This window comes from Sphingobacterium psychroaquaticum, assembly GCF_900177625.1.
GTDB lineage: Bacteria > Bacteroidota > Bacteroidia > Sphingobacteriales > Sphingobacteriaceae > Sphingobacterium > Sphingobacterium psychroaquaticum.
In genome coordinates, this window is the sequence record NZ_FXAU01000005.1 from 210,698 (window position 1) to 231,905 (window position 21,208).

The 21,208-nt window shown below is 43.4% G+C and carries 15 protein-coding genes; 6 read left to right on the plus strand and 9 right to left on the minus strand.

From position 1 onward, the window contains the following. Window positions 1–6: 6 nt before the first annotated feature. From B9Y69_RS13860 to uvrA, 3 genes are all read right to left on the minus strand, one after another. Window positions 7–441, minus strand: a complete 435-nt coding sequence (locus B9Y69_RS13860; protein ID WP_085473573.1) for an RrF2 family transcriptional regulator — start codon at window positions 439–441, stop codon at window positions 7–9. Window positions 442–503: 62 nt separating this feature from the next. Further along, entirely contained in the window at window positions 504–2,144 is a 1,641-nt protein-coding gene (gene pafA / locus B9Y69_RS13865; RefSeq protein ID WP_085473574.1) for an alkaline phosphatase PafA, read from the minus strand. A gap of 13 nt (window positions 2,145–2,157) precedes the next feature. After that, entirely contained in the window at window positions 2,158–4,971 is a 2,814-nt protein-coding gene (gene uvrA / locus B9Y69_RS13870) for an excinuclease ABC subunit UvrA (RefSeq protein WP_085473575.1), read from the minus strand. A gap of 310 nt (window positions 4,972–5,281) precedes the next feature. Here uvrA and B9Y69_RS13875 point away from each other — a divergent pair, with 310 nt between their 5' ends. From B9Y69_RS13875 to B9Y69_RS13890, 4 genes are read left to right on the plus strand one after another with little or no spacing between them, the layout of a single operon-like run. Next, window positions 5,282–8,026 (plus strand): TonB-dependent receptor, encoded by a 2,745-nt coding sequence (locus tag B9Y69_RS13875; RefSeq protein ID WP_085473576.1) that lies wholly within the window; start codon window positions 5,282–5,284, stop codon window positions 8,024–8,026. A gap of 45 nt (window positions 8,027–8,071) precedes the next feature. After that, a complete protein-coding gene (locus B9Y69_RS13880) occupies window positions 8,072–9,256 on the plus strand; it encodes a DUF4876 domain-containing protein (protein WP_085473577.1) in 1,185 nt (394 codons plus the stop codon). Window positions 9,257–9,261: 5 nt separating this feature from the next. Further along, window positions 9,262–10,821 carry a DUF6850 family outer membrane beta-barrel protein gene (locus B9Y69_RS13885; RefSeq protein ID WP_144036585.1) on the plus strand — a complete coding sequence of 520 codons (1,560 nt, stop codon included), beginning with the start codon at window positions 9,262–9,264 and terminating at the stop codon, window positions 10,819–10,821. 45 nt (window positions 10,822–10,866) lie between these two features. Continuing rightward, a complete protein-coding gene (locus B9Y69_RS13890; protein WP_144036586.1) occupies window positions 10,867–13,095 on the plus strand; it encodes a hypothetical protein in 2,229 nt (742 codons plus the stop codon). Window positions 13,096–13,132: 37 nt separating this feature from the next. Here the strand turns inward: B9Y69_RS13890 and B9Y69_RS13895 are convergent, their stop codons facing one another. The 3 genes from B9Y69_RS13895 to xseA all read right to left on the minus strand — a co-directional run bounded on the left by B9Y69_RS13895 (window position 13,133) and on the right by xseA (window position 15,352). After that, a complete protein-coding gene (locus B9Y69_RS13895) occupies window positions 13,133–13,753 on the minus strand; it encodes a hypothetical protein (RefSeq protein ID WP_085473580.1) in 621 nt (206 codons plus the stop codon). 101 nt (window positions 13,754–13,854) lie between these two features. Then, entirely contained in the window at window positions 13,855–14,076 is a 222-nt protein-coding gene (gene xseB / locus B9Y69_RS13900; RefSeq protein ID WP_085473581.1) for an exodeoxyribonuclease VII small subunit, read from the minus strand. A gap of 19 nt (window positions 14,077–14,095) precedes the next feature. Then, a complete protein-coding gene (gene xseA / locus B9Y69_RS13905; RefSeq protein WP_085473582.1) occupies window positions 14,096–15,352 on the minus strand; it encodes an exodeoxyribonuclease VII large subunit in 1,257 nt (418 codons plus the stop codon). A gap of 371 nt (window positions 15,353–15,723) precedes the next feature. Here xseA and B9Y69_RS13910 point away from each other — a divergent pair, with 371 nt between their 5' ends. Both B9Y69_RS13910 and B9Y69_RS13915 read left to right on the plus strand, forming a co-directional pair. Beyond that, window positions 15,724–17,460, plus strand: a complete 1,737-nt coding sequence (locus B9Y69_RS13910) for a serine hydrolase domain-containing protein (RefSeq protein WP_085473583.1) — start codon at window positions 15,724–15,726, stop codon at window positions 17,458–17,460. Continuing rightward, window positions 17,432–18,616: a dipeptidase gene (locus B9Y69_RS13915; protein ID WP_085473708.1), complete on the plus strand. Its 1,185-nt coding sequence runs from the start codon at window positions 17,432–17,434 to the stop codon at window positions 18,614–18,616. The genes B9Y69_RS13910 and B9Y69_RS13915 overlap by 29 nt, the downstream gene beginning before the upstream one ends. Window position 18,617: 1 nt before the next feature. Here the strand turns inward: B9Y69_RS13915 and B9Y69_RS13920 are convergent, their stop codons facing one another. From B9Y69_RS13920 to B9Y69_RS13930, 3 genes are all read right to left on the minus strand, one after another. After that, window positions 18,618–19,151 carry a fumarate hydratase gene (locus tag B9Y69_RS13920; protein WP_085473584.1) on the minus strand — a complete coding sequence of 178 codons (534 nt, stop codon included), beginning with the start codon at window positions 19,149–19,151 and terminating at the stop codon, window positions 18,618–18,620. 4 nt (window positions 19,152–19,155) lie between these two features. Beyond that, a complete protein-coding gene (fumC, locus tag B9Y69_RS13925; RefSeq protein ID WP_085473585.1) occupies window positions 19,156–20,553 on the minus strand; it encodes a class II fumarate hydratase in 1,398 nt (465 codons plus the stop codon). Window positions 20,554–20,627: 74 nt separating this feature from the next. After that, entirely contained in the window at window positions 20,628–21,197 is a 570-nt protein-coding gene (locus B9Y69_RS13930; RefSeq protein ID WP_085473586.1) for a hypothetical protein, read from the minus strand. Between the last annotated feature and the right edge of the window lie 11 nt (window positions 21,198–21,208).

The following is a 21,208-nucleotide window of genomic DNA, read 5'->3' on the forward strand; positions in this document are numbered from 1 at the left end:
TGTTATTTAGTCTAATGAAAGTTCTTTTTCTTTATTGATAAGGTTCGCGACACTTGTATCGTTAAGAATTTGCAGCATGGCATTTCGAACCTCGATAAAGGTATCGCGGATTCCGCAAGCATGCTCTTCTGTACACTCTTCGCACGAACGATAAAAGTTTAAGCTTACACAAGGTAGAAGAGCAATGGGGCCATCTATTAAACGCATTACTTGCGAGAGATAGATATCCTCCGGTGCTTTATTGAGGCTATAGCCACCACCAGCACCTTTCTTAGAATACAACATCCCTGCATTTCGCATTTCTAAGAGAATCTGCTCTAGGAATTTTTTTGGAATACGTTCCTCTTCTGCAATCTTGACAATTTGCATGGGTTCTTTTCCATAATTACGTCCCAGCACCATCAACGCTTTAATTGCGTACTTCGTTTTCTTAGAAAGCATAAATTACCTTTAACTGTATATTCACCAACGACAAAGATACGGAATTTCCTTAGCTATTAAAACTATTGTCCAAGGACCTCTACGATCGGTTTACCGATAGATCCATTTGGTTCCATGACATGCAATAAGGACGCAATCGTCGGTGCAATATCAACAATGTGTACCTCTTTATTGCTGACGCCTTTCTTCACGCCCCAGCCCATAAAGATTAATGGAATGTGTGAGTCGTAGGCCGACCATACGCCGTGCGTAGTACCTGTTCCACGTGGCGTTCCGGAATACCATTGTGGCTCCGGAATGATTTGGATCGCACCACTGTTTTTGCGGTTGTAACCATTGATGATTTTCTCCCGAATTGGTGCCGGAATAAACATGTTTTGGTTTCCTTCCATATCGACTACATAGGCTATGCCTTCTTCTTTGTTAAGCTTCGTGATGATGCTTTGTTTTACCTTATCAAGATCAAGCTGTAGAGAATCGATCAACTGGTAGTTCAAGTGAACCTGATAGTTCATCAGGCTGCGCACAATTTTGTCGGATCCGAATTTTTTTGCAAGATCATTGTTCAAGTCGCGCTGAATCTGTCTGGTAAAGAGGTAGCCACCATTTCCTTTTTGATCGGTATAATACATCGGGTTATACGATGCGGCGTGATCTGCTGTTAAGAAAAAGGTATAGTTTCCTTTTCCGACGGTTTCGTCCAAGTACGTAATAAAGTTGGCAATATCGCGATCTAGACGAAGATACGTATCCTCGATTTCAACAGCAGATAAAGAATACCGATGGCCTACGTAGTCGGTCGCCGATAAGCTAACACAAAGGAAATCTGTGCTGTTCGTAGGGTTGTGACCTAGTTTTTCATTTTGTATCGCTGATTTGGCAAAATCTAACGTTAGGGTATTTCCCTGTGGCGTTGTTTTGATCAACTCATACCCGGCATCCTTCATGAGTTCAGACGTCTTTCTTGGAAAAGTAGGGCTCGCTTCGCCGGGCCATTTTCCTTCGTAAGGGTTGTTGTCTGCGATACTATTGGTGTAGGTTTCGATTGGATAGAGGGTGTTCCAGTCTTGTTTTAGGTATTTTTCAGCGAGTTTTTGTTTATTAAAGCCCTTGACCCAGTTTGGTAGGTCTTTCATGTAAAAGGTGCTGGAAATCCAATCACCTGATTTACTCTCAAACCAGTAGGCCGCATCCGCAAAATGACCCGCAGGCAAAATGCCTCCTCTATCCTTAATGGATATACCTATAACTTTCGACTGGAAATTGGTTGCAAGCTTTAGTTGGTCCGTGATCGTGGAGGTCAGCAAGTTGCGCGGCGATTGCTTGCCTTCTTTTTCTGTTGTGCCGACACCTTGAACATTATCATCTTGTGTACAATACATCGCTTCGCCGGTCGACTGAATGATCCAGTCATTGGCCGCAACGCCATGAATCGAAGGAACAGAACCTGTATATACAGAGCTATGCCCAATGGCCGTGTATGTTGGAATATAGTTGATAATGGTGTTCTCGCACGAAAAGCCATCGTTCAGTAAACGCTTAAAACCATCGTTGCCATAACGATCGGCAAAGCGGTATAAATAATCCCATCGCATTTGGTCTACCATGAGGCCAACGACGAGTTTCGGTCTGGCAGGTTGTTGAGCTGACGCTTGAAAGGCAAGCGCTAAGCTACATACACCTGTTATAAATGATTTCCACATATTATCTCTTGGTTTAAGAATGAGCTGATAAATGTAGGTGATTTTTTAAAAACTTCCCTGTATAAGATTCGTTACAGAGGGTAAGATCCTCTGGTGTTCCGGCAAATACCAGCTTGCCACCATGGTTTCCACCTTCCGGACCGATATCGATCACCCAGTCAGCCGTTTTTATCATTTCCATATTATGCTCAATAACAAGAATACTATTCCCTAATGCAATTAAGGCGTCGAAAGCTTTGATCAGCTTTTGAATATCATGAAAGTGCAGTCCCGTTGTCGGTTCGTCGAAGATAAATAAGGTTCGTTTGCTGTTGTTTCCTTTAATTAAGAAAGAGGCCAATTTAATACGTTGCGCTTCACCGCCGGAGAGCGTGCTAGACGGTTGCCCTAGCTTTACGTAACCCAGACCTACATCTTGGAGCGGTTGAATCTTTCCTAATATTTTCGGTTGATCGGCAAAGAAAACAATGGCTTCATCAACACTTAGCTCTAAAATATCGGATACAGATTTCTCCTTGTATGTAACATCAAGCACATGCTGTTTAAAGCGTTTTCCGCCACAAGCCTCACAAGGAAGCACAATATCAGCCATAAACTGCATTTCTATTTTCACTTCTCCATCACCCTGGCAAACATCGCAGCGTCCACCTTCCACATTAAAAGAGAAAGCAGCAGGTTTGAGTCCACCAGCTTTAGCCGCAGGAAGTGCTGCATAGACCGCTCGGATCTCATCCCATCCCTTGACATATGTTACAGGATTAGACCGCGAAGAGCGTCCAATCGGATTCTGATCGATCATCTCAATTTGTTGGATATGATCAATAGCGCCCTCAATTCCATCAAATAAACCCGTTTGTTCGCCCGAATAGTTTCCTATAGCCTTTTGTAGTGCAGGATAGAGAATGCGTTTAACGAGTGATGTTTTACCCGAACCCGAAACACCGGTTACAACGGTAAAGACATTTAAAGGAAAAGAAGCGTCAATACCTTGGAGATTGTTTTCGCGGGCACCTTTCACGGTAATGCTCTCTGTCCAACGACGACGGCTCGCCGGAGTGGGAATGCTTTTCGCACCACTCAAGTATTGTCCGGTTAAACTTGTTTTGCTTTGTATTATTTCGTTATAGTTACCCGCAAATACCAGCTGACCACCATGAATACCAGCCTCGGGGCCAATATCGATAATATAGTCGGCAGCCTCCATCATTTCTTGCTCATGCTCAACCACAACGACGGTATTACCAACATCCCGTAGTGATTTCAATACACCGATTAAGCGTTGTGTGTCGCGCGGGTGAAGACCAATGCTTGGTTCGTCAAGCACATAGATAGAGCCTACCAAGGAGCTTCCCAGCGATGTGGCTAGATTAATACGTTGCGACTCTCCGCCAGAAAGGGTATTGCTTAACCGGTTTAATGTCAGATAGCTTAAACCAACATCACATAAGAATTGCAATCTGTTCTCAATCTCTGCCAACAAACGTTTTGCAATAATCTTTTCGTTTTTGTCGAGGTCAAGACTTGTGAAAAAGGTAAGTGCTTCATCGAGCGGAAGCAATACAATATCGGTGATCGATTTTTCTCTTATCTTGACGTAAGTCGCATCTTTTCGTAGGCGTGAGCCCTTACACTCGGGACAATCTGTCTTACCGCGATATCTGGATAGCATCACACGGTACTGTATTTTATAGGTCTGCTGTTCTAGCTCTTCAAAAAACTGGTTCAGCCCCGTGAAATATTTATTACCTGTCCAAAGCAGTTCTTGTTGTGCTGCGGTCAGGTCACCATAAGCACGGTGAACCGGAAAGTCGAATTTTATCGCCGTCCGTGTTAATTTATCCAACCATTCGCCCATCTTCTCTCCGCGCCATGGGGCAATAGCACCATCGTACACAGATTTACTCTTATCAGGAATAACAAGGTCCGGATCGATACCAATAACCTTACCATAACCTTCACACTTTTTACAAGCGCCATACGGGTTGTTAAAGCTGAAAAAATTAGGGGATGGTTCTTCAAAAGTTAAGCCGTCTAATTCAAACTTATCTGAATAGTGTCTCAATTCACCATTTGTCTCGACAAAACACTCTCCTTTTCCTTCGAAAAGTGCGGTTTGCAGCGAGTCTGCTAAACGGCTGTATGTCTCCTCTTCGCTATCCAACACGATACGGTCGACCACAATTTGTATGTCGCCCGGTTGGAAGGTGTTGTTTTTGATGCCTTTGTCCTCAATAATGTTTTCGATCTTTTGGATGCTATCCATATACTTGATCCGCACGAAACCTTTCTGCAACTGGAGGGAAAGCTCTTCCTTCAGTTTTCGGTCATTATAGGGATGCAATGGCGCGAAGATCGTTGCTGTCGTATCGTTCGGTAGCGTCATCATCTCTCCAACAATGGAGGACACCGAGTCCTTGGTTACTTCGCGGCCCGATATCGGGGAGATTGTTTTGCCGATCCGCGCAAAAAGCAGCTTTAGATAGTCATAGATCTCTGTTGATGTACCGACTGTAGAGCGGGGATTCGATGTGATTACTTTTTGCTCGATGGCAATGGCGGGAGCAATACCTTTGATATAGTCTACTTCAGGCTTGTTCATCCGTCCCATAAACTGGCGCGCATAAGAAGATAAGCTTTCTACATATCGCCTCTGCCCTTCGGCATAAAGGGTGTCAAAAGCTAACGATGATTTTCCTGAACCGGACATTCCCGTGATTACGACAAGCTTGTTCTTTGGAATATCAACATCAATGTTTTTCAGGTTGTTGACACGTGCACCTTTGATTTCGATGTATGATTTGGAGTTTTCTGTTGACTTTTTCGACATAACTTACAAAGGTAAGCATTTCTCGCGGGTAGTTCATGGTGGTAGTTGATAGTCTTTACTGGATAGTTCGTCGTTTTAGAATTTTAGTTGGTCGGGGATTCTTAGCGTTATGGAGTTAGGGTGTTCCCGCCTTTGTAGTCTTAGTCGTGGTATGCGCGGCTCTCTCGCTGGAGATAAGATGCTGTAAATTTCTTTTTGCTGTCACAACATATGTTTTTGTGCATGTTTTAAAAATAAATCGGTAAAAATGAGGTGCATTATTTAGATTTTGTCTAAATAGAATTATATTTGTAGCCAATCTTCGTTGAAAATGAATAGAATATTAGTGGTCATTGCGATCGGTACAGGGTTGTACTTGCCTTTTTCGGCTGCGGCAAAAGGACGTTCTTTAGAATATATTACCGTACAACAACAAGAGCAGCAAAAAGTATCGGGTAAGGTTATACACCAGGGGAAGCCTGTTCGTGGTGCAACCGTTCGATTAAAAGAATTAGAACTCTTTGCGATGACGGATGCTGAAGGAACTTTTGTGTTTCCTAATGTGCCTGTAGGAAATTATACTTTACAGGTACAATATACGGGCATGAAACCGATCGAGGTGAAGGCAATAACGGGTGCTAAGCCGGTAGAAATTGCGCTAATCGAAAATTCTATTGCCCTCGAAGATATCCAGGTTGTGGGGCAGGTATCCAACGTAAAAGGGGCTACTTCAACTTATATCTCACGACAGGCTATTGAACACCTTCAGGCGACCAACCTCGGGGAGCTTTTGCAACTGTTGCCTGGGCAAAAAATTGGGAATCCATCTTTTTCGGGTGTCAATAAACCGCTGATCCGTCAGATGGGGGATGTCAATGGCGACAATGTTGCTGCAATGGGAACTGCGGTCATTATTAATGGTGCTCAACTGTCCAATAATGCCGATCTCCAGGCGGCAAATACCGCTCGAGGGGGTGTGCTCTCTAACTTTTCCAATTCAACGGGGATGGGAACAGATCTACGTCAACTCTCGGCGGATAATGTGGAGTCAGTAGAGGTGATCCGAGGAATTCCTTCGGTTGAATACGGTGACCTTACATCGGGAATATTGGATGTGAAGACTAAAGCTGCTGTGGAACCCTTGCAAGCAAAATTCAGATTGAATCCGACCATGCGCCAGGCTTGGTTGGGTCAGGGCTTTAGTACCGGAAAGAACGGAGGTGCTTTGTTCGTGGATGTGGACTATACGCATGCGTCTGACAAGCAAATCCAAACTTCAGAATCTTATCAGCGAATAAACACATCCTTGCAATATACCCATACTGTAGGCCGGAATAAAAATCTATATACGAATACGAATCTGAGCTTTGGGGGGTATTTTGATAACAGCCGAATTGATCAGGATTTAATTATACAACAAGAGCTAAAGCGGGCGGAGAATTATGATTTACGCTTTTCGACGAACGGTCGGTGGAATATTGATAAACGTTTTGCGCGAAACATAAACTATGTGCTTTCTGCACAATATGGAATACAGCATGGATTCCAGCAGGGGATGACGAACGGACAGATTTCTGCCGTTTCCAGTGCGCTGGAGAATGGAACCAATGAAGTTCCCTATTTGCCATCTAATTATTTGGCCAAACTGTGGATCGATGGTAAGCCGCTTAATGTGCAGGCTAAAGTTTCGGATAATTTTTATTTCTCAACGGGCGCTGTGCGTCACGGGATTGTTGTCGGTGGACAGTATAGTTTGGATAAGAATTTCGGCGTTGGTAAGACTTTTGATCCGATGGCTCCTCCAGCAGCGCTGGGTAATATCGCGACAAGGCCACGTTCTTTTAATGATATTCCAGCGATGCAGCAGTTGTCTTTTTACTTGGAAGATAAGGTGTCTGCCAATTTATTCAACAGAGAATTGAGTATTGTGGCCGGACTTCGTTATGATAATATTCAGCCTTTTGCCGATAATAGTAAATATGCTTTTTCACCACGGATCAATGCTTCGTATACCTTGATTGATGGTTTAAATATTCGTGGGGGCTACGGACATAGTGCGAAAGCTCCAGGACTGATTTACTTGTATCCTGAAAATGCTTATGCCGATATTTTTAGCTTAAACTACTACAAAGAAAACCCGGCAGAGAGTCTCGCTTTGATGACTACACGTGTGTTTTCTACCGAAAATAGGGACCTCCAAATTGCAAAATCTAAGAAAGCGGAAGTCGGGTTGGACTACCGATTCTTGAAGAACAAACGGGTCTATTTAACGTATTACAACGAGCATACGAAGAACGGTTATAGCATGTTCGATCAATACAATTTTGCAACCGTGCCTATGTATACGGTATTATCACAAGAGGCGGGTAAGAAACCGGAACTGAGCCCTGTAGTCAAAGACTCTTTGTATGTAACGGATTACAAGCGCCCGGGCAATAATGTTAACATTACGAACAGAGGTTTTGAGTTTGATGTAGATTTTGGTCGTGTGGAAGCTATTCGTACCTCATTTACGGTGAATGGCGCCTACATGTATACCAAACGTATGGATAATACGCCTTTAGTGTATGCACGTCGTGTCGCAGGTGAAGCGTATAACAGACTTGGTGTCTTCGAAAATCGAGGTAAGGAGTATGAACAGTTTGTAAGTACAATCCGTGCCATCCATCATATCCCTGAGTTACGTTTGATTGTGAGTTTGACGGCACAGACAGTATGGATGGATAAAAATAGATACTTGAATTACACGAGCCGTCCCTATGCAGTTATCCCAATGGTAGAGGGTGGTGCTGGTAATATTGTTGAATTGACACCCGCTGAGATTGCTGCCATTCCAGAAACATCAGGTATTTATCTCAGCATTGCGGATAACTATTACAAAGAAGAGTCCTGGAAACCGCTGTGGCTATTTAATATGAAGTTGACGAAAGAGTTCGGCAAAAACTATGGTTTTTCATTTTATGTGAATAATATCACCAACAGTCGGCCATTGAGAAACAGTACACGTTATCCGGATCAATATGAGAAGAGAAATATTCCGATCTTTTTTGGTAGCGAGTTAACCTTTAAGTTTTAATCAGACGATACACTGCCGAATGGCAAGTAGAAAAATAAGAAATAGATGAAAAAGATATGTTTTATACTTCTGGGACTGTCGCAGCTGATGCTGGCCAGTTGTAGAAAGGAATTTGAAGTGGTGGATAGCGTGCCGGTTGTTTTTCAATTGGTTTTTCCGGAGAGTTTTAAGGAAGGCGCTGTGCCGGAAAAGGTAAATATTCAACTTAAGAATAATGTGACCGGCGAAGTGCGCCAGTTGGTTTCTGATGTGGAGGGTAAGTTGGCGTTGAATCTGATTCCGGGAACCTATTCTCTTGCCGCGTCTCGTAGCTATACGGCGGCGGAATCAGAAGAACTGATTGGACACGCACAAGAATCTTTTGTGAATGCGAGCATAGCCCCACTATTGGTGGAAACAAGTACGCGGGCGGTCAGTGTACCCTTGAAAGTGAGCCAAGCCGGTAGTTTGGTTATACGGGAGTACTATTATAGTGGTGTACCGAGTGTTTATTTCTATGATTTGTTTTTGGAGATATACAACAACTCGAACGAAACGGTTTACCTTGATAGTATGTATATGGGGAATACGAAGGCAGGAAGCACGTCTGCTCATGGTTTTCTGTCCAAGACAGACTCGGTTTATTTGGCACAAGTATGGATGATTCCGGGTTCAGGCAAAGACCACGCTTTAGCACCAGGAGAGTCGTTTATTATATCGATGAATGCGATCAATCACAGGGACGATCCAAAAGGGAATCCGAACTCACCGGTTAATTTAGGGAAAGGTATTTCCAATTTTGAGACCTATTGGCCGTACACGAATCGAGATACCGATAACCCGGATGTACCAAATCTGTTTCACGCATACGCAAGTACTACAGCTGGGTTTGATTGGTTGCCAGGTTCTAATGGTGGAGGAATTGTGATTTTCGAGGGTAAGGATTTTGCAAAATGGCCAGTTGCCCGGGAGCCGAACGCTACAGGTAACACACAATATAAGTCTGTTCCTGTGGGAGTCATTATTGATGGGGTCGACTGTGTGCCAAATGCTAACGTTGCTGCCGATAAGAAGCGTCTACCTATTTCGGTAGATGCCGGGATGACGACTACGGGAGCGATCTATAGTGGAAAATCAGTACGCCGGAAAGTAAAGCAGGTGATTGGCGGACAGACGATCTTCCAAGATACCAATAACTCGTCTCTGGATTTTGAAATTAACAATACCCCTTCACCACGTAAATGGAATTAACAGCAATGAACAGAAGAATAGTATTAGGCTTGCTCTTAACTGGGGTAACAGGGGCCGCTATGGCGCAAGAGGGAAAGCAGGTGTTGGATAAGATGGTGCTCCAAGAAGTAAGTATAGATAGCCGTAATTCGGCTTTACTACAGACGGTGCGCACTTCGAATATTGGTGAATCAACGGTGAGTTATATGGTCGAGGATGGTGATTTCAAGCATCCTTTATTGGCGGCACAAAGTCATTACTTCGACTTCAGCTCTAAACGGTACCAGGAATTTAAAGGCTGGAAGTTGTATGGTCGATTTGACCTGCGTACAGGTATAGAAAAGGATGTGCCACATACCAGTCAGTTGGATCCTTTACGATTGAATCCGTATATCTTGATGGATTCTCTGCAGGGTGATTGGAATAAACAACGTTATGGACTAGAGGTAAAAGTCGCATCTCCGTTTTTTAAAGATCGTGTTGCCGTGGGGTTGGGCTTGAAATATGCGGTAAATACAGGTGCAAGACAACGTGACCCACGTCCAGAAAATACACAAAATGATCTGGAATTGATCCCTTCTGTTGCCTACAAGATTAACGATCGAAATATCCTTGGGCTTTTTGGTAGTTATAATTATTTGGGTGAAGATGTGAAAATCACCAATGTAAATTATAATGTTGCTCACAACTTATATAAGCTGTTAGGGCTCGGAGAGTATGAAGGAAGTTCACCGATCTTTTTGTCGAGTGCAGACATTATTCGTCGTTACGCGGGGAATCGTTTTGGTGGAGGATTAAATTACAGTTACGCAAACGGAGGGTTTCGTAGTCATCTAGAAGGCTTTTTTCAGCAGCATACCGAAAAAGCAACGGACGGATCGACTTATCCTAAAAATGCAGGGGAACATCGGTATAAGAGATATGGCTTCCAAGCGGATTTAAGCCAAACGACAACATCCGGAATTCATCAACTGCGTGCAGAATGGATTCAGACCGATATAGAAAATGAAGAGTTTCATCAATATCAGGATCCGATTACACGAAACTATGTGACCTTGTTCTCGGCAGTACTGAATACCAATTTGGTAACCCAGGCAGCATTACGGTATCAGTTTGGCCGGTTAAAAGGGGATAAGCTGTCGTGGAAAGCGGGAGCAAAAGCACAATATCATGGATGGGACAACCGGTATGCCAGCAACCGAAGTCAGCAAACTGTAGACCGGATGCAGTATGAGGTCGATTTTGATAAATATTTCACCTCAGCGGATCAGTCCGGCCTTGTGTTGCATGCTGGCGTGGGCTATTCAGATGCTTTTAAAACGATTTTCAACTATGAAGAGAAAGCCTATTCGACAAATTTTATAGCGAAGGAAATTCTTTATCCTACGAATGCCTTTATGTCAACTGATTTTTGGCAGATCAATGCTGCGGTCCAATATGTGTTTAAGCCGACGGCTAAATCGGGAACCCAGTTTTATATTAAAGCTAGCGGTGGATATTTAAAACCGACCGAAGGGAATGCGTATTTTGCAAAAAGTATGTCACGAATGAACGGACAGCTCGCAATTGGCATTTTTTCCTTTTAACTTTGTCGCAGCTGAAAAGCTACGCTACTTAGATAACATGTACTCATGAGAAACAAAAAAATGTGGTCACTGGCCTTCGCAATTTTCGCTTTTGGCAAAGTGACCGTACAAGCGCAGGAGATTCAGAAGCCTGGTATTAAATCGGCGACGAGTTTTGCTATTGTAATTGATAAAGGAACGTATCAATATGCAAAGGCGGAGGTGGATGCCTATAAAAAGGCGGTTGAAAAAGAAGGGTTAGGGACGTATATTTTGGTGGAGCAATGGCGTTCCCCGGATCAGGTTAAGGCGGAGTTGTCTAAGTTGTATACACAAAAAGAGGCAAAACTCGAAGGTGCTGTGTTTATTGGAGAAATTCCAATCCCTATGATTCGTGATGCGCAGTTTTTAACTTCGGCATTCAAGATGAACCAAAAGATTCGTTGGGACAAGTCGTCTGTGCCATCTGACCGTTTTTATGATGACTTTGACCTTAATTTTGATTTCATCCGTCAGGATACGGCAAAAGGAAGGGAACAATATTTTTACTACAGCTTGAATGCTGCTTCGCAACAGTTTATCGAGATGGATATCTATTCCGCTCGTATCAAACCACCTGTTTTGGCGGGAGAGGACCCGAAAGTAAAAATCAAAGATTACCTGCATAAGGTGGTACGTCTTCGTGGTGAGGATAATCCGTTAACGGATATGATTGCCTCCACGGGACATGGCTATAACTCGAATGCTATTAATGCTGTTTCTGGGGAAGCACTGGCTTTGAAATCTCAGTTTCCAGACTTATTTAAGCCGGGAAACTCCATGAAGTTTTTAAACTACAGGAATTCAGAGTTTATGAAGTTCAATTTGTTGACGGAGTTGAAACGCCCAGGAATTGACTTTGCCTATATGACGGGACATGGGACGCCTACATTACAGTTGTTGAATGGTTATCCAGATGTATCGTCGCCCCAACCGTCAATGCAAAACGTTGCACGTTATTTACGCTCTAAAATGCGGTCGGCTAAGGAAGATGGACGGGACTTAGAGAAGGTTAAGTCTGATTTTCAAGCGTCATTAGGCGTCAATGATAAATGGTTTGAAGCGGCATTTTCGGAAGCTTCTATTGCCAGCGATTCGATCTATAATGATAATATGGATATGCAGATCCATGATATAAAAGATGGTGGAATCCAGGCGCGTTTGGTGTATCTAAATTCCTGTTTGACGGGCTCTTTTCAACTGGAGAATTATATCGCCGGTTATTATCCTTTCTCCACAAATGAGAATATTGTTGCCGTGGCTAATTCGGTCGGGGTGTTGCAAGATTTGTGGCCAGCGGAATTGATGGGGATTTTGCAGCATGGCGCACGCGTTGGGCATTGGGTAAAGCAGATTGCTTATTTGGAGACACATATCTTAGGTGATCCGACCTTCGCATTCAGTTCAACACGTAAGGCGGCATTGAATGAAGCGCTTGCTACTAAAACGAATGATGCAGGTTATTGGAAGACCTTATTAAAGACGAATGATGCCGATTTACAAGCGTTATCTTTGGTGTACTTAAGTCGTTTGTTACCGAAGGACGAGGCTTCGAATCTGCTAAAAACCTATTACTTTGACTCTTCTTATGAGACCGTGCGGATGGAAGCTTTTCAGCTTTTACGTAATTTTGAGGACAAGAATTATTTTGAAGTTTTGCATGCAGCAAAAGGAGATTCATACGAGTATATCCGTCGTCGGGTCGCGTACGATTTAGCTGATTTTGGAGGAGACGATTTTGTGAAAGATCAAATTTCTTTCTATGTTTCTGATCCGCATTCAGAACGCGTAAGCTATCGTACTCGTTGGAATTTACAGTTCTTGAATCCGGCGTTGGCACACGATGCGGTAAATGAATTGATTCGTAATAATAAAGCCTTGGTACACGGTGATACGGTGGCCAATAAATTGGATCAGGATATAGATTACCACGCGAAGAAGACGGCAGCGGCTTTAGCTATTATCACGGATGTAACTAAATTGGACAAGGACCGTTTGAGTGAAATCAATTCCTTGCGTTTATATAGAAATCATGCAATGATTCCTGCCTTGACCGCAATCGCTATTAATGAAGCCGATTCGGAAGAGGTACGTAAAACAGCATTGGAGGTCATGGGGTGGTTTAGCATTTCTGTACGAAGACCAGAGATTATCGCTGCTTGCGATACGATCTTGAGTCGTGCAAACGATATAGAAGCTGTTAAGAAAGAAGCGCTGAAGACAAAGAAGCGTGTTTCTTCTAAAAAGCATTCCTAATAAAAAAGCCGAATCGTTAAGATTCGGCTTTTTTATTTTAATGACCGCCGTGATTATGCTCCAATGGAGGGGTAATCATGATGTGTGCTTTATATCCTCCTTCATCCATTAACCAAGGCATACCGATGTTGTTATGCTTGCTGGATAAGCCAATATCTTCCGCTTTAGCGAAAGGCATGTAGATTACATAACGACGTTTCGCATCTTTTATCTCACCGGTCTCTGTATTGACATTCGATGCTTCTCCCCAATAACCATATAGAATTGTTGGTGTTTGTGGGATTTTTAACTTACCAGCTTTAAACTCTTGTTCCCGGATTTCATCCCGTTGTTTGCGTTTACCCTCTGCTATCAGTTGACGCCCTCTTTCCATAAACTCATCCATAGATTGTGGGTAGGCATAGGAATAATAGGTTGCCATTTTATAGTCGGGAGCAAGGCAAACCATTTTGCTGTTGTTCGTCGGTTCTTGCAAGACAACAAACTTGCCATTTTCGTCGTAGCCGTATACTTTGGCCCCAGGGCGTAAATCTTCAGGAGCAGCCTGTAAGGCTAGTTTGATCTGTACATCTTTTGGTAGAGGCTTACGCTCTACTTTTTGTGCGGAAACAGTGGAAAACGAAATTACTGTTAGCGCTATTGCGATAATTTTTTTCATGGTCTCTATTTTAATGCAAAAATACGGAATAGTAGGTGGAAGAATAGGACAGAAGAGTCATAAATTCAACTTTTTAAATAAAAAACTAGATGTTGTCTCTTTTACTCCGCATCCGAAGAAGGTGTCTCCTCCTCCAGCTTTGCAAGGAGCTTCTCTACTTCTTCTTCGGAGGCTGTGAGTTTTGCTTTACAAACGGTGATTAGCTCCGACGCCCGGCGTATTTTTTCGCCTAATGCATCAACATTAATATCTCCGTTTTCAATATCTGAAACAATCTGTTGCAGCTCTGTGAATGCGTCGTTATAGGTTATTTTAGCGCTCATCTTGTCTATTTATATTGTTTTACGTTTTAGATTGGGTCGTACTGTGAATTGTACCATGGAGCAATTCGGTTTCTATTGTCGCGCCATCGGGCACTTCGTTGACATCGGTTATGGCTTTCCCAGCGACGCGGGTGATACTAAATCCACGGCGTAAGATTTGTTTTGGGCTAGCCAGATTAACCAGCCGACTGGCATTTTCAATTTCTGCATAATGCTCCTTGAGGAGTTGACGGCTGAAGAGTTGTAGGTGACTTTGTATATTATCTATTTTGTTGCGTTGGGTCATGAAAATTGATTTTCCGGACCACGATATTTGTTGACTGAAGTGCTGCAGCTGCGCTTCCTGTTGGGTAAATATAGCCTGGCAGGCGCGCACCATGCGTCGTTGTGCTTCATCCACAGGAATAGCAAAATTATGAAATTTTTGAATCAGAAAGTCGGCCAGCTCACTGGGGGTGATCGCATTTTTGTAGGCGACCATTTCGCTTACTGTTTCGTTGGTGGAATGACCAATTCCGGTTAAAACCGGGATTGGAAAAATAGCAATAGCACGTGCCAGCAGGTAATTGTTGTACGAGGAAAGACCAACCTCGCCACCTCCGCCCCTAATAATGGCGACAGCATCGAATGCTTCGGTTTGCTCTGCTATCACGGCGAGCTGCTTGATGATGGAAGGAACAGACTTGTCGCCCTGCAGTAGAGCCGGGAATAAGGTGCTTTCAAACCGATAGCCCCAGGGATTAGCCTGTATAATCTTAAAAAAATCGGATAAACCTTTACTGGTTTCTACCGAGACAATGGCGAGTCGCTTTGGTACTGTCGGAAAGGGCAGCTTTTTATTGGCATCATAGATTCCTTCTTCCTGTAGCCTTCGGATGCTTTCTATTTTCTCTTTTTCGAGTTCTCCCAATACAAAGGTCGGGTCAATATCTACAATCTTAAGGCTTAAACCATAAAGGGGATCATAAGAAATGCCAGCCTGAAAGAGTATTGTAATACCCTCGCGCAAGGGTTCGTTCAGGAGCTTTAAAAATTGTTGATTGATGCGTTGATAATCTGCTTTCCATAAAACGGAACGAATCTCGGCAACAACCTTACCCTCTTTCTTTTCAACAAGTTCCGGATAGCAATGGCCCGAGTGCGTATAATGATTGAGCTTGTTCATTTCCGCTTTAATCCAATATAGACTCTGATAGCGATCGGCAAGCGTTTTTTGAATGCTGCGCGTTACTTCCAGCAGGGAAAATATTGTTCTATCTTGTATTTGCTCCGGCATACGTCAAACTTAATGAAATTTCTCCGCTCTACCGTTAGTTTTCTGCTTTTACAGCGTGTCATTACACAAGGTACGTCGTTATACTGAAGAGTGGTTACACTGGCTTGTCGTGACACTGGTGCGAGCCTGCCTACCGCAGGTAGGCCTGTGGCTCGTATCCCGCTATGTCGGCTCGTATTCATTGATACCAGTCAGCACCCTCCTTTGGCCTCCAATCCATAGAAAATCTAGGTCGATGAAAATTAGATCAACCATGCGTTTTGTTGCATTATATCAGATTCTTTACGATAAAAAACAACCTCTTTGATCTGTAACACATTGGATTTGCGTATTACTTTACCTAAGTTTACAGAAGCAAACTGTCACAAATTATGAAATTCAATTCGATATGCCTTCAAGCAGTGCTTTTAAGTAGTGTGATCACCGGTAACTCGTTGTATGCGCAACAGAAATCTATACCTACCAATCACACGGTTTTAGTGAGTAATCAAAATAGCCTGCTTCCTTTCAAGCGGTTAGATAACCTTCGGATAGCGGTAGTAACCCCATTCCCAGCACGCTATCAATCCCTTATTGAGACACTGCAACAATATGCAGAGGTGGCTAGTTTTGATTTTAATGGGTATGATGAACACACAAAATACTACAACACGATTATAGTAGCCGGTAGTTCGGATGAGTTGCGCAATGACCTTTTGCTTATGGCGCAGCAATCGGCGGTAAACAAAAAGAACGTCATTTTACTTCGCTTTGCCGATAAGTCGACGGGTAATATGCTTGCTAAAACAGATCATAATCCACGCGTAACCGAAATGTGGTCGGGAGCACCAACAACAGCCAACCAACGGGAGGCGGCGATGTCAATTTTCGGGGGAGCGGCAATTACGGAAGGTAAGAATCGCACGAGTCAAACACGGATAGGTTATGCTGATGCTTCCCAGCGTGGTCTTCAGATTGATAAGATGACCGCAAAGATTGATGCAATTGCTGCGGAGGCGATGGCAAAGAAAGCTACGCCAGGGATGGTCGTGATGGCTGTGAAAGATGGAGAGGTCATTTTTAACAAAGCATATGGTTCACATACTTATGCGCAAACAACGCCAACGAAAACAACTGATATTTTTGATTTGGCGTCGGTGAGTAAGATTGTGGGAACAACTCCTGTTATCATGCATTTGCAAGAAGAGAAAGTCATTGACCTAGACAAGACGATGGGGGATTATCTATGGCAAGCAAAAAACACCAACAAAAAAGACATTCCACTGCGAACGGTGTTACTGCATGAGGCTGGATTTACCCCCTATATTCCTTTCTATAAAAGTTTGAAGGCTGGGGATATCCAATCGACTGAAGATGCGCAGCACCAAGTAAAAGTCGCCGACAATGCATACCTGGTCAATAACTATTATCGGGATGTAATGTGGCCAGAGATGCTTAATTCCCCGGTTAAGCCCGCTGGAAATTATGTCTACAGTGATATCAGCATGTATGTAATGAAGGAGGTTGCAGAGCATGAAACAGCCACCCCTATGGATGAATATATTCAAGAGTTTTTGTATCGACCAATTGGCATGAAGACTGCGGGGTATAACCCGAGAAAACGTTTCGATAAAGAACAGATCGTGCCGACGGAGTATGATAGTACTTTTCGTAAAGGATTGTTGGAAGGTTATGTACACGATCAAGGGGCTGCTATGGCAGGTGGGGTTGCAGGACATGCTGGATTATTTGCTACGGCGAACGATTTGGCAATCTATGGACAATTGCTATTGAACCGAGGTACATACGGTGGCGTTCGGTATTTCAAGCCTGAAACTGTCGATCTTTTTACATCGAAACAGTCGAAGACAAGTCGTCGGGGGCTAGGTTTTGATCGCGCGGATGCTGACGTAACGAAGGAATATCCATCAAAGCTGGCAAATAGTAGTGTGTATGGTCATACCGGTTATACGGGTACCTGTTTATGGGTTGACCCTAAAAATCAATTGGTTTATATCTTTTTATCGAATAGAGTACACCCGGAGGTATCGACCCGGTTGTTAGAATTAAATGTACGTAGCCGTATTCAAGATGCTATTTATGAAACAATCAATGAGAGCAAACGGTAAAGGAGTCTTATTATTAGCTGCGCTGGCCTTTTGTGGGGGCTATGGGCATGGACAGACCAACATGGATTTCCACAAAAGCTTGATTGTGGTCGATGGGCATAACGATGTGATTTATGAATCGATCCTCCCGGGGCGCGATATTGGGAAACGCATGAAAGTTGGACATACGGACTTGCCACGTTTACGCGAAGGAGGCGTTGATGTACAGGTGTTTGCGGTGTGGTCCGATGATAAAAAATTTCCAAAAGGAAAGGCTTTCAAGCATGCAAATGCGCAGATCGATGCACTGGAAAAGATGGTTAAGCAAAATGAAGGAGAGATCGCGATCGCGAAGTCAGCAGATGATGTCCAGCAGATTTTGAAGACTGGTAAAATCGTGGCGCTTATTGGGGTGGAAGGCGGCAATATGATTGAGAGCTCATTAGAAAACCTAGAGACATTGTATCGCCGTGGTGCACGTTATTTAACCTTGACCTGGAATTATAACTTGCCGTGGGCTACGGCCGCAGCGATTGAAGTAAAAACGAAATCGGATCAGGGAAAAGGATTGACGGAGCACGGTAAAGAAATTATTCGGAAGATGAATGAATTGGGGATGATGGTCGATCTTTCTCACGGTGGGGAGCGAACTTTTTATGATGTGTTGGCGGTAACGTCCAAACCTATTTTGGTGTCACACAGTAATGCGTATGCGCTGATGCCGCACTATCGTAACTTAAAAGATGCGCAGCTGGAGGCCTTAAAGAAAAATGGTGGGGTTGTGGGGGTTAATTTCTACTCTGGTTTCCTGGATCCGGGATTCAATGCTAGGGTTGAAAAGCTATATCGTCAGCATTTCGGGGCGAAAGGAAATTACAAACTATCTGGTACACGGCAATATGAGAAACTGCCAGCGAGCATAAAACAGCAGGCAGATGCGCCGCTAGAAAAGCTACTGGAACATATAGACTATTTAGTTCAGAAGGTTGGGATAGATCATGTGGCTGTTGGCTCCGATTATGACGGCATCGAATCCGCTCCACAGCAGCTGAATGATGTTTCTAAATTTCCTGTATTAACGGATGCTCTGTTGAAGCGAGGATACAGTAAAGAAGATGTTGCCAAGATTATGGGACTTAATTTTCTACGTATACTGCGCGAAAACGAAGTCCATTAATCTAATCTTCCCAACGTCTTTTGGGCACACATGTAATATCTTGGGTCTTGCGGAGGACCAATGGGCGCTGATCATAGCGGCTTTCCAACACGAGGGAATCCTTGCTGTGATAGGCTACGCGATAGCGCGGAAGATACGTTCCGGTCTTGTAGCAACCTGAAGCTTTATATTTCCCATTTGGTTTAGTGTAAATCCCTTCACCAATTAAACTATCACCGCGCATTACATAAACCCCTTTGGCATATTCTGTCCAATTCCCATCCTTGTAACAACTGTCGGGGATACGTTGGGTTTTGGCATGAACTTTCATCACGGTATACATGGAGTCACAAGTGAATTTAAATTCATGAAGCGTATAGTCCATCATCTGCGCTTGGTGTGGGATACTGTCTTGTACCCATACGCCCTGTAAGAAGTCGGCACCCTCGGTCTGCATTTCCGAGTGGCGAACACAGGCAGACGTAGTAAAAAGCATGCCTAGCAACAGTGCTAAGCATGCCTTTTGAAAGATATTTTTCTTTGATAAATTGATCACTTATTTATTTTAAGCTTCCTACCATTTCTTCTGGTTTCACCCATTCATCAAATTGTTCAGCTGTGACATAGCCCAATGCTATAGCTGTTTCTTTTAATGTCGAATTATTTTTGTGTGCCGTTTGTGCTATTTCTGCTGCTTTGTAATAACCAATTTTAGTGTTAAGCGCAGTAACGAGCATCAAGGAGTTGTCAACCAGCTCTTTAATGCGTTGGTAGTTTGGCTCAATCCCGATCGCACAGTGCTCCTCAAAAGAGACACAAGCATCCCCGATCAAACGGGCCGACTGTAAGAAGTTTGCTGCCATTACTGGTTTGAAAACATTCAGCTCATAATGACCTTGTGTGCCACCAATGGTGATAGCAACATCATTTCCCATTACCTGCGCAGCAACCATTGTTAAAGCTTCGCACTGTGTTGGGTTTACTTTTCCTGGCATGATCGATGAGCCCGGTTCATTTTCAGGAATTAAAATTTCGCCAATTCCAGAACGAGGGCCAGAGGCCATCATGCGGATATCGTTTGAAATTTTATTTAAAGCTACCGCAAGTTGTTTTAATGCACCATGTGTTTCTACGATAGCGTCATGCGCTGCTAATGCTTCAAATTTATTTTCTGCCGTCACGAACGGAAGACCTGTGAATTCGGCAATATATTTGGCCACGACAACATCATATCCCTTTGGGGTATTCAATCCCGTACCTACTGCTGTACCTCCCAATGCCACTTCGGATAAGTGGGACAAGGTGTTTTTAACAGCCCTAATTCCATGATTTAATTGTGCAACGTAACCAGAAAGCTCTTGACCTAATGTCAGTGGAGTTGCATCCATAAGGTGGGTACGACCAATCTTAACGACTTGCATAAATTCCTCTGATTTACGCTTGAGCGTATCGCGTAGTTTTTCTACACCAGGGATGGTTACTTCAACCACCGCTTTATAGGCCGCGATGTGCATCCCTGTAGGGAATGTATCATTGGATGATTGCGATTTGTTGACATCATCGTTTGCTTTCAATACAGGCTCACCTTCGCCAATTTTGCCTCCAGCAAGAACTTGAGCACGGTTGGCTACAACTTCGTTCACATTCATGTTAGACTGTGTCCCGGAGCCTGTTTGCCAAATAACCAATGGGAATTGATCGTCCAACTTACCCGCTAGAATCTCATCGCATACTGCTGCAATAGCGTCGCGCTTTTCAATCGGTAAAACACCAAGCTCATGATTTGCGTAAGCTGCTGCTTTTTTCAAATAAGCAAAACCTTCAATAATTTCTTTTGGCATGGACGCCGCAGGGCCAATCTTAAAGTTGTTGCGTGAACGTTCTGTCTGTGCTCCCCAGTATTTATCTGCAGGCACTTGAACTTCGCCCATCGTGTCTTTTTCTATTCTGAATGACATAATTAAACGTTTTAATGTGGAAACAAAGTTAGTGAAAATATAGAAAAGCAAGGACTATTTTACGGCCTTTCCGCTTATCCGCCTAAACGTTTGTTGATTCGTTCTTGAATATGGTGATAAAGCTGTTTGGGTTTTAAGGTGCGCCACGGAAAGGTGTCCAATTCCCCTCCAAAATGAATGTAATAGTCAACGCCAATGGTTTTGAATTCCTGGATTACATGGTCTCTGAAATTGAGGGCCACAATCCAGCCATCTTCAATATCTTCATACCACTCTTCGTAGTAAGAGTCGTCAGAACCATGAAAATTTAGCACGTTTTCACCGATCAACAGGAATTTCTGAATACCTTCACCGATAAGGACGTCTATAATTTCTCTTTTAAGAACCATGATGTCGTTGTAAATTGCATCATTCCATTCCCCAATAAGTTCAATGATGGAAAAGCCTTTATCATAGTCAACATAGAGAATTTTCAGGTATAAAGTGGTGGATCCAAATTCGTCCCATTGCGGGTGCAGCAGGTAGTTATAGACCTTTTTATCGAATTCAAATTCGCTATATACCGTCCCGTAAAATGGGGAGCGCTCATCGTCGGCGGCGATGTAGTCGTCGCGCCAATTATAGTATGGTTCTAGATCGTGCACCTGTTCTTCTT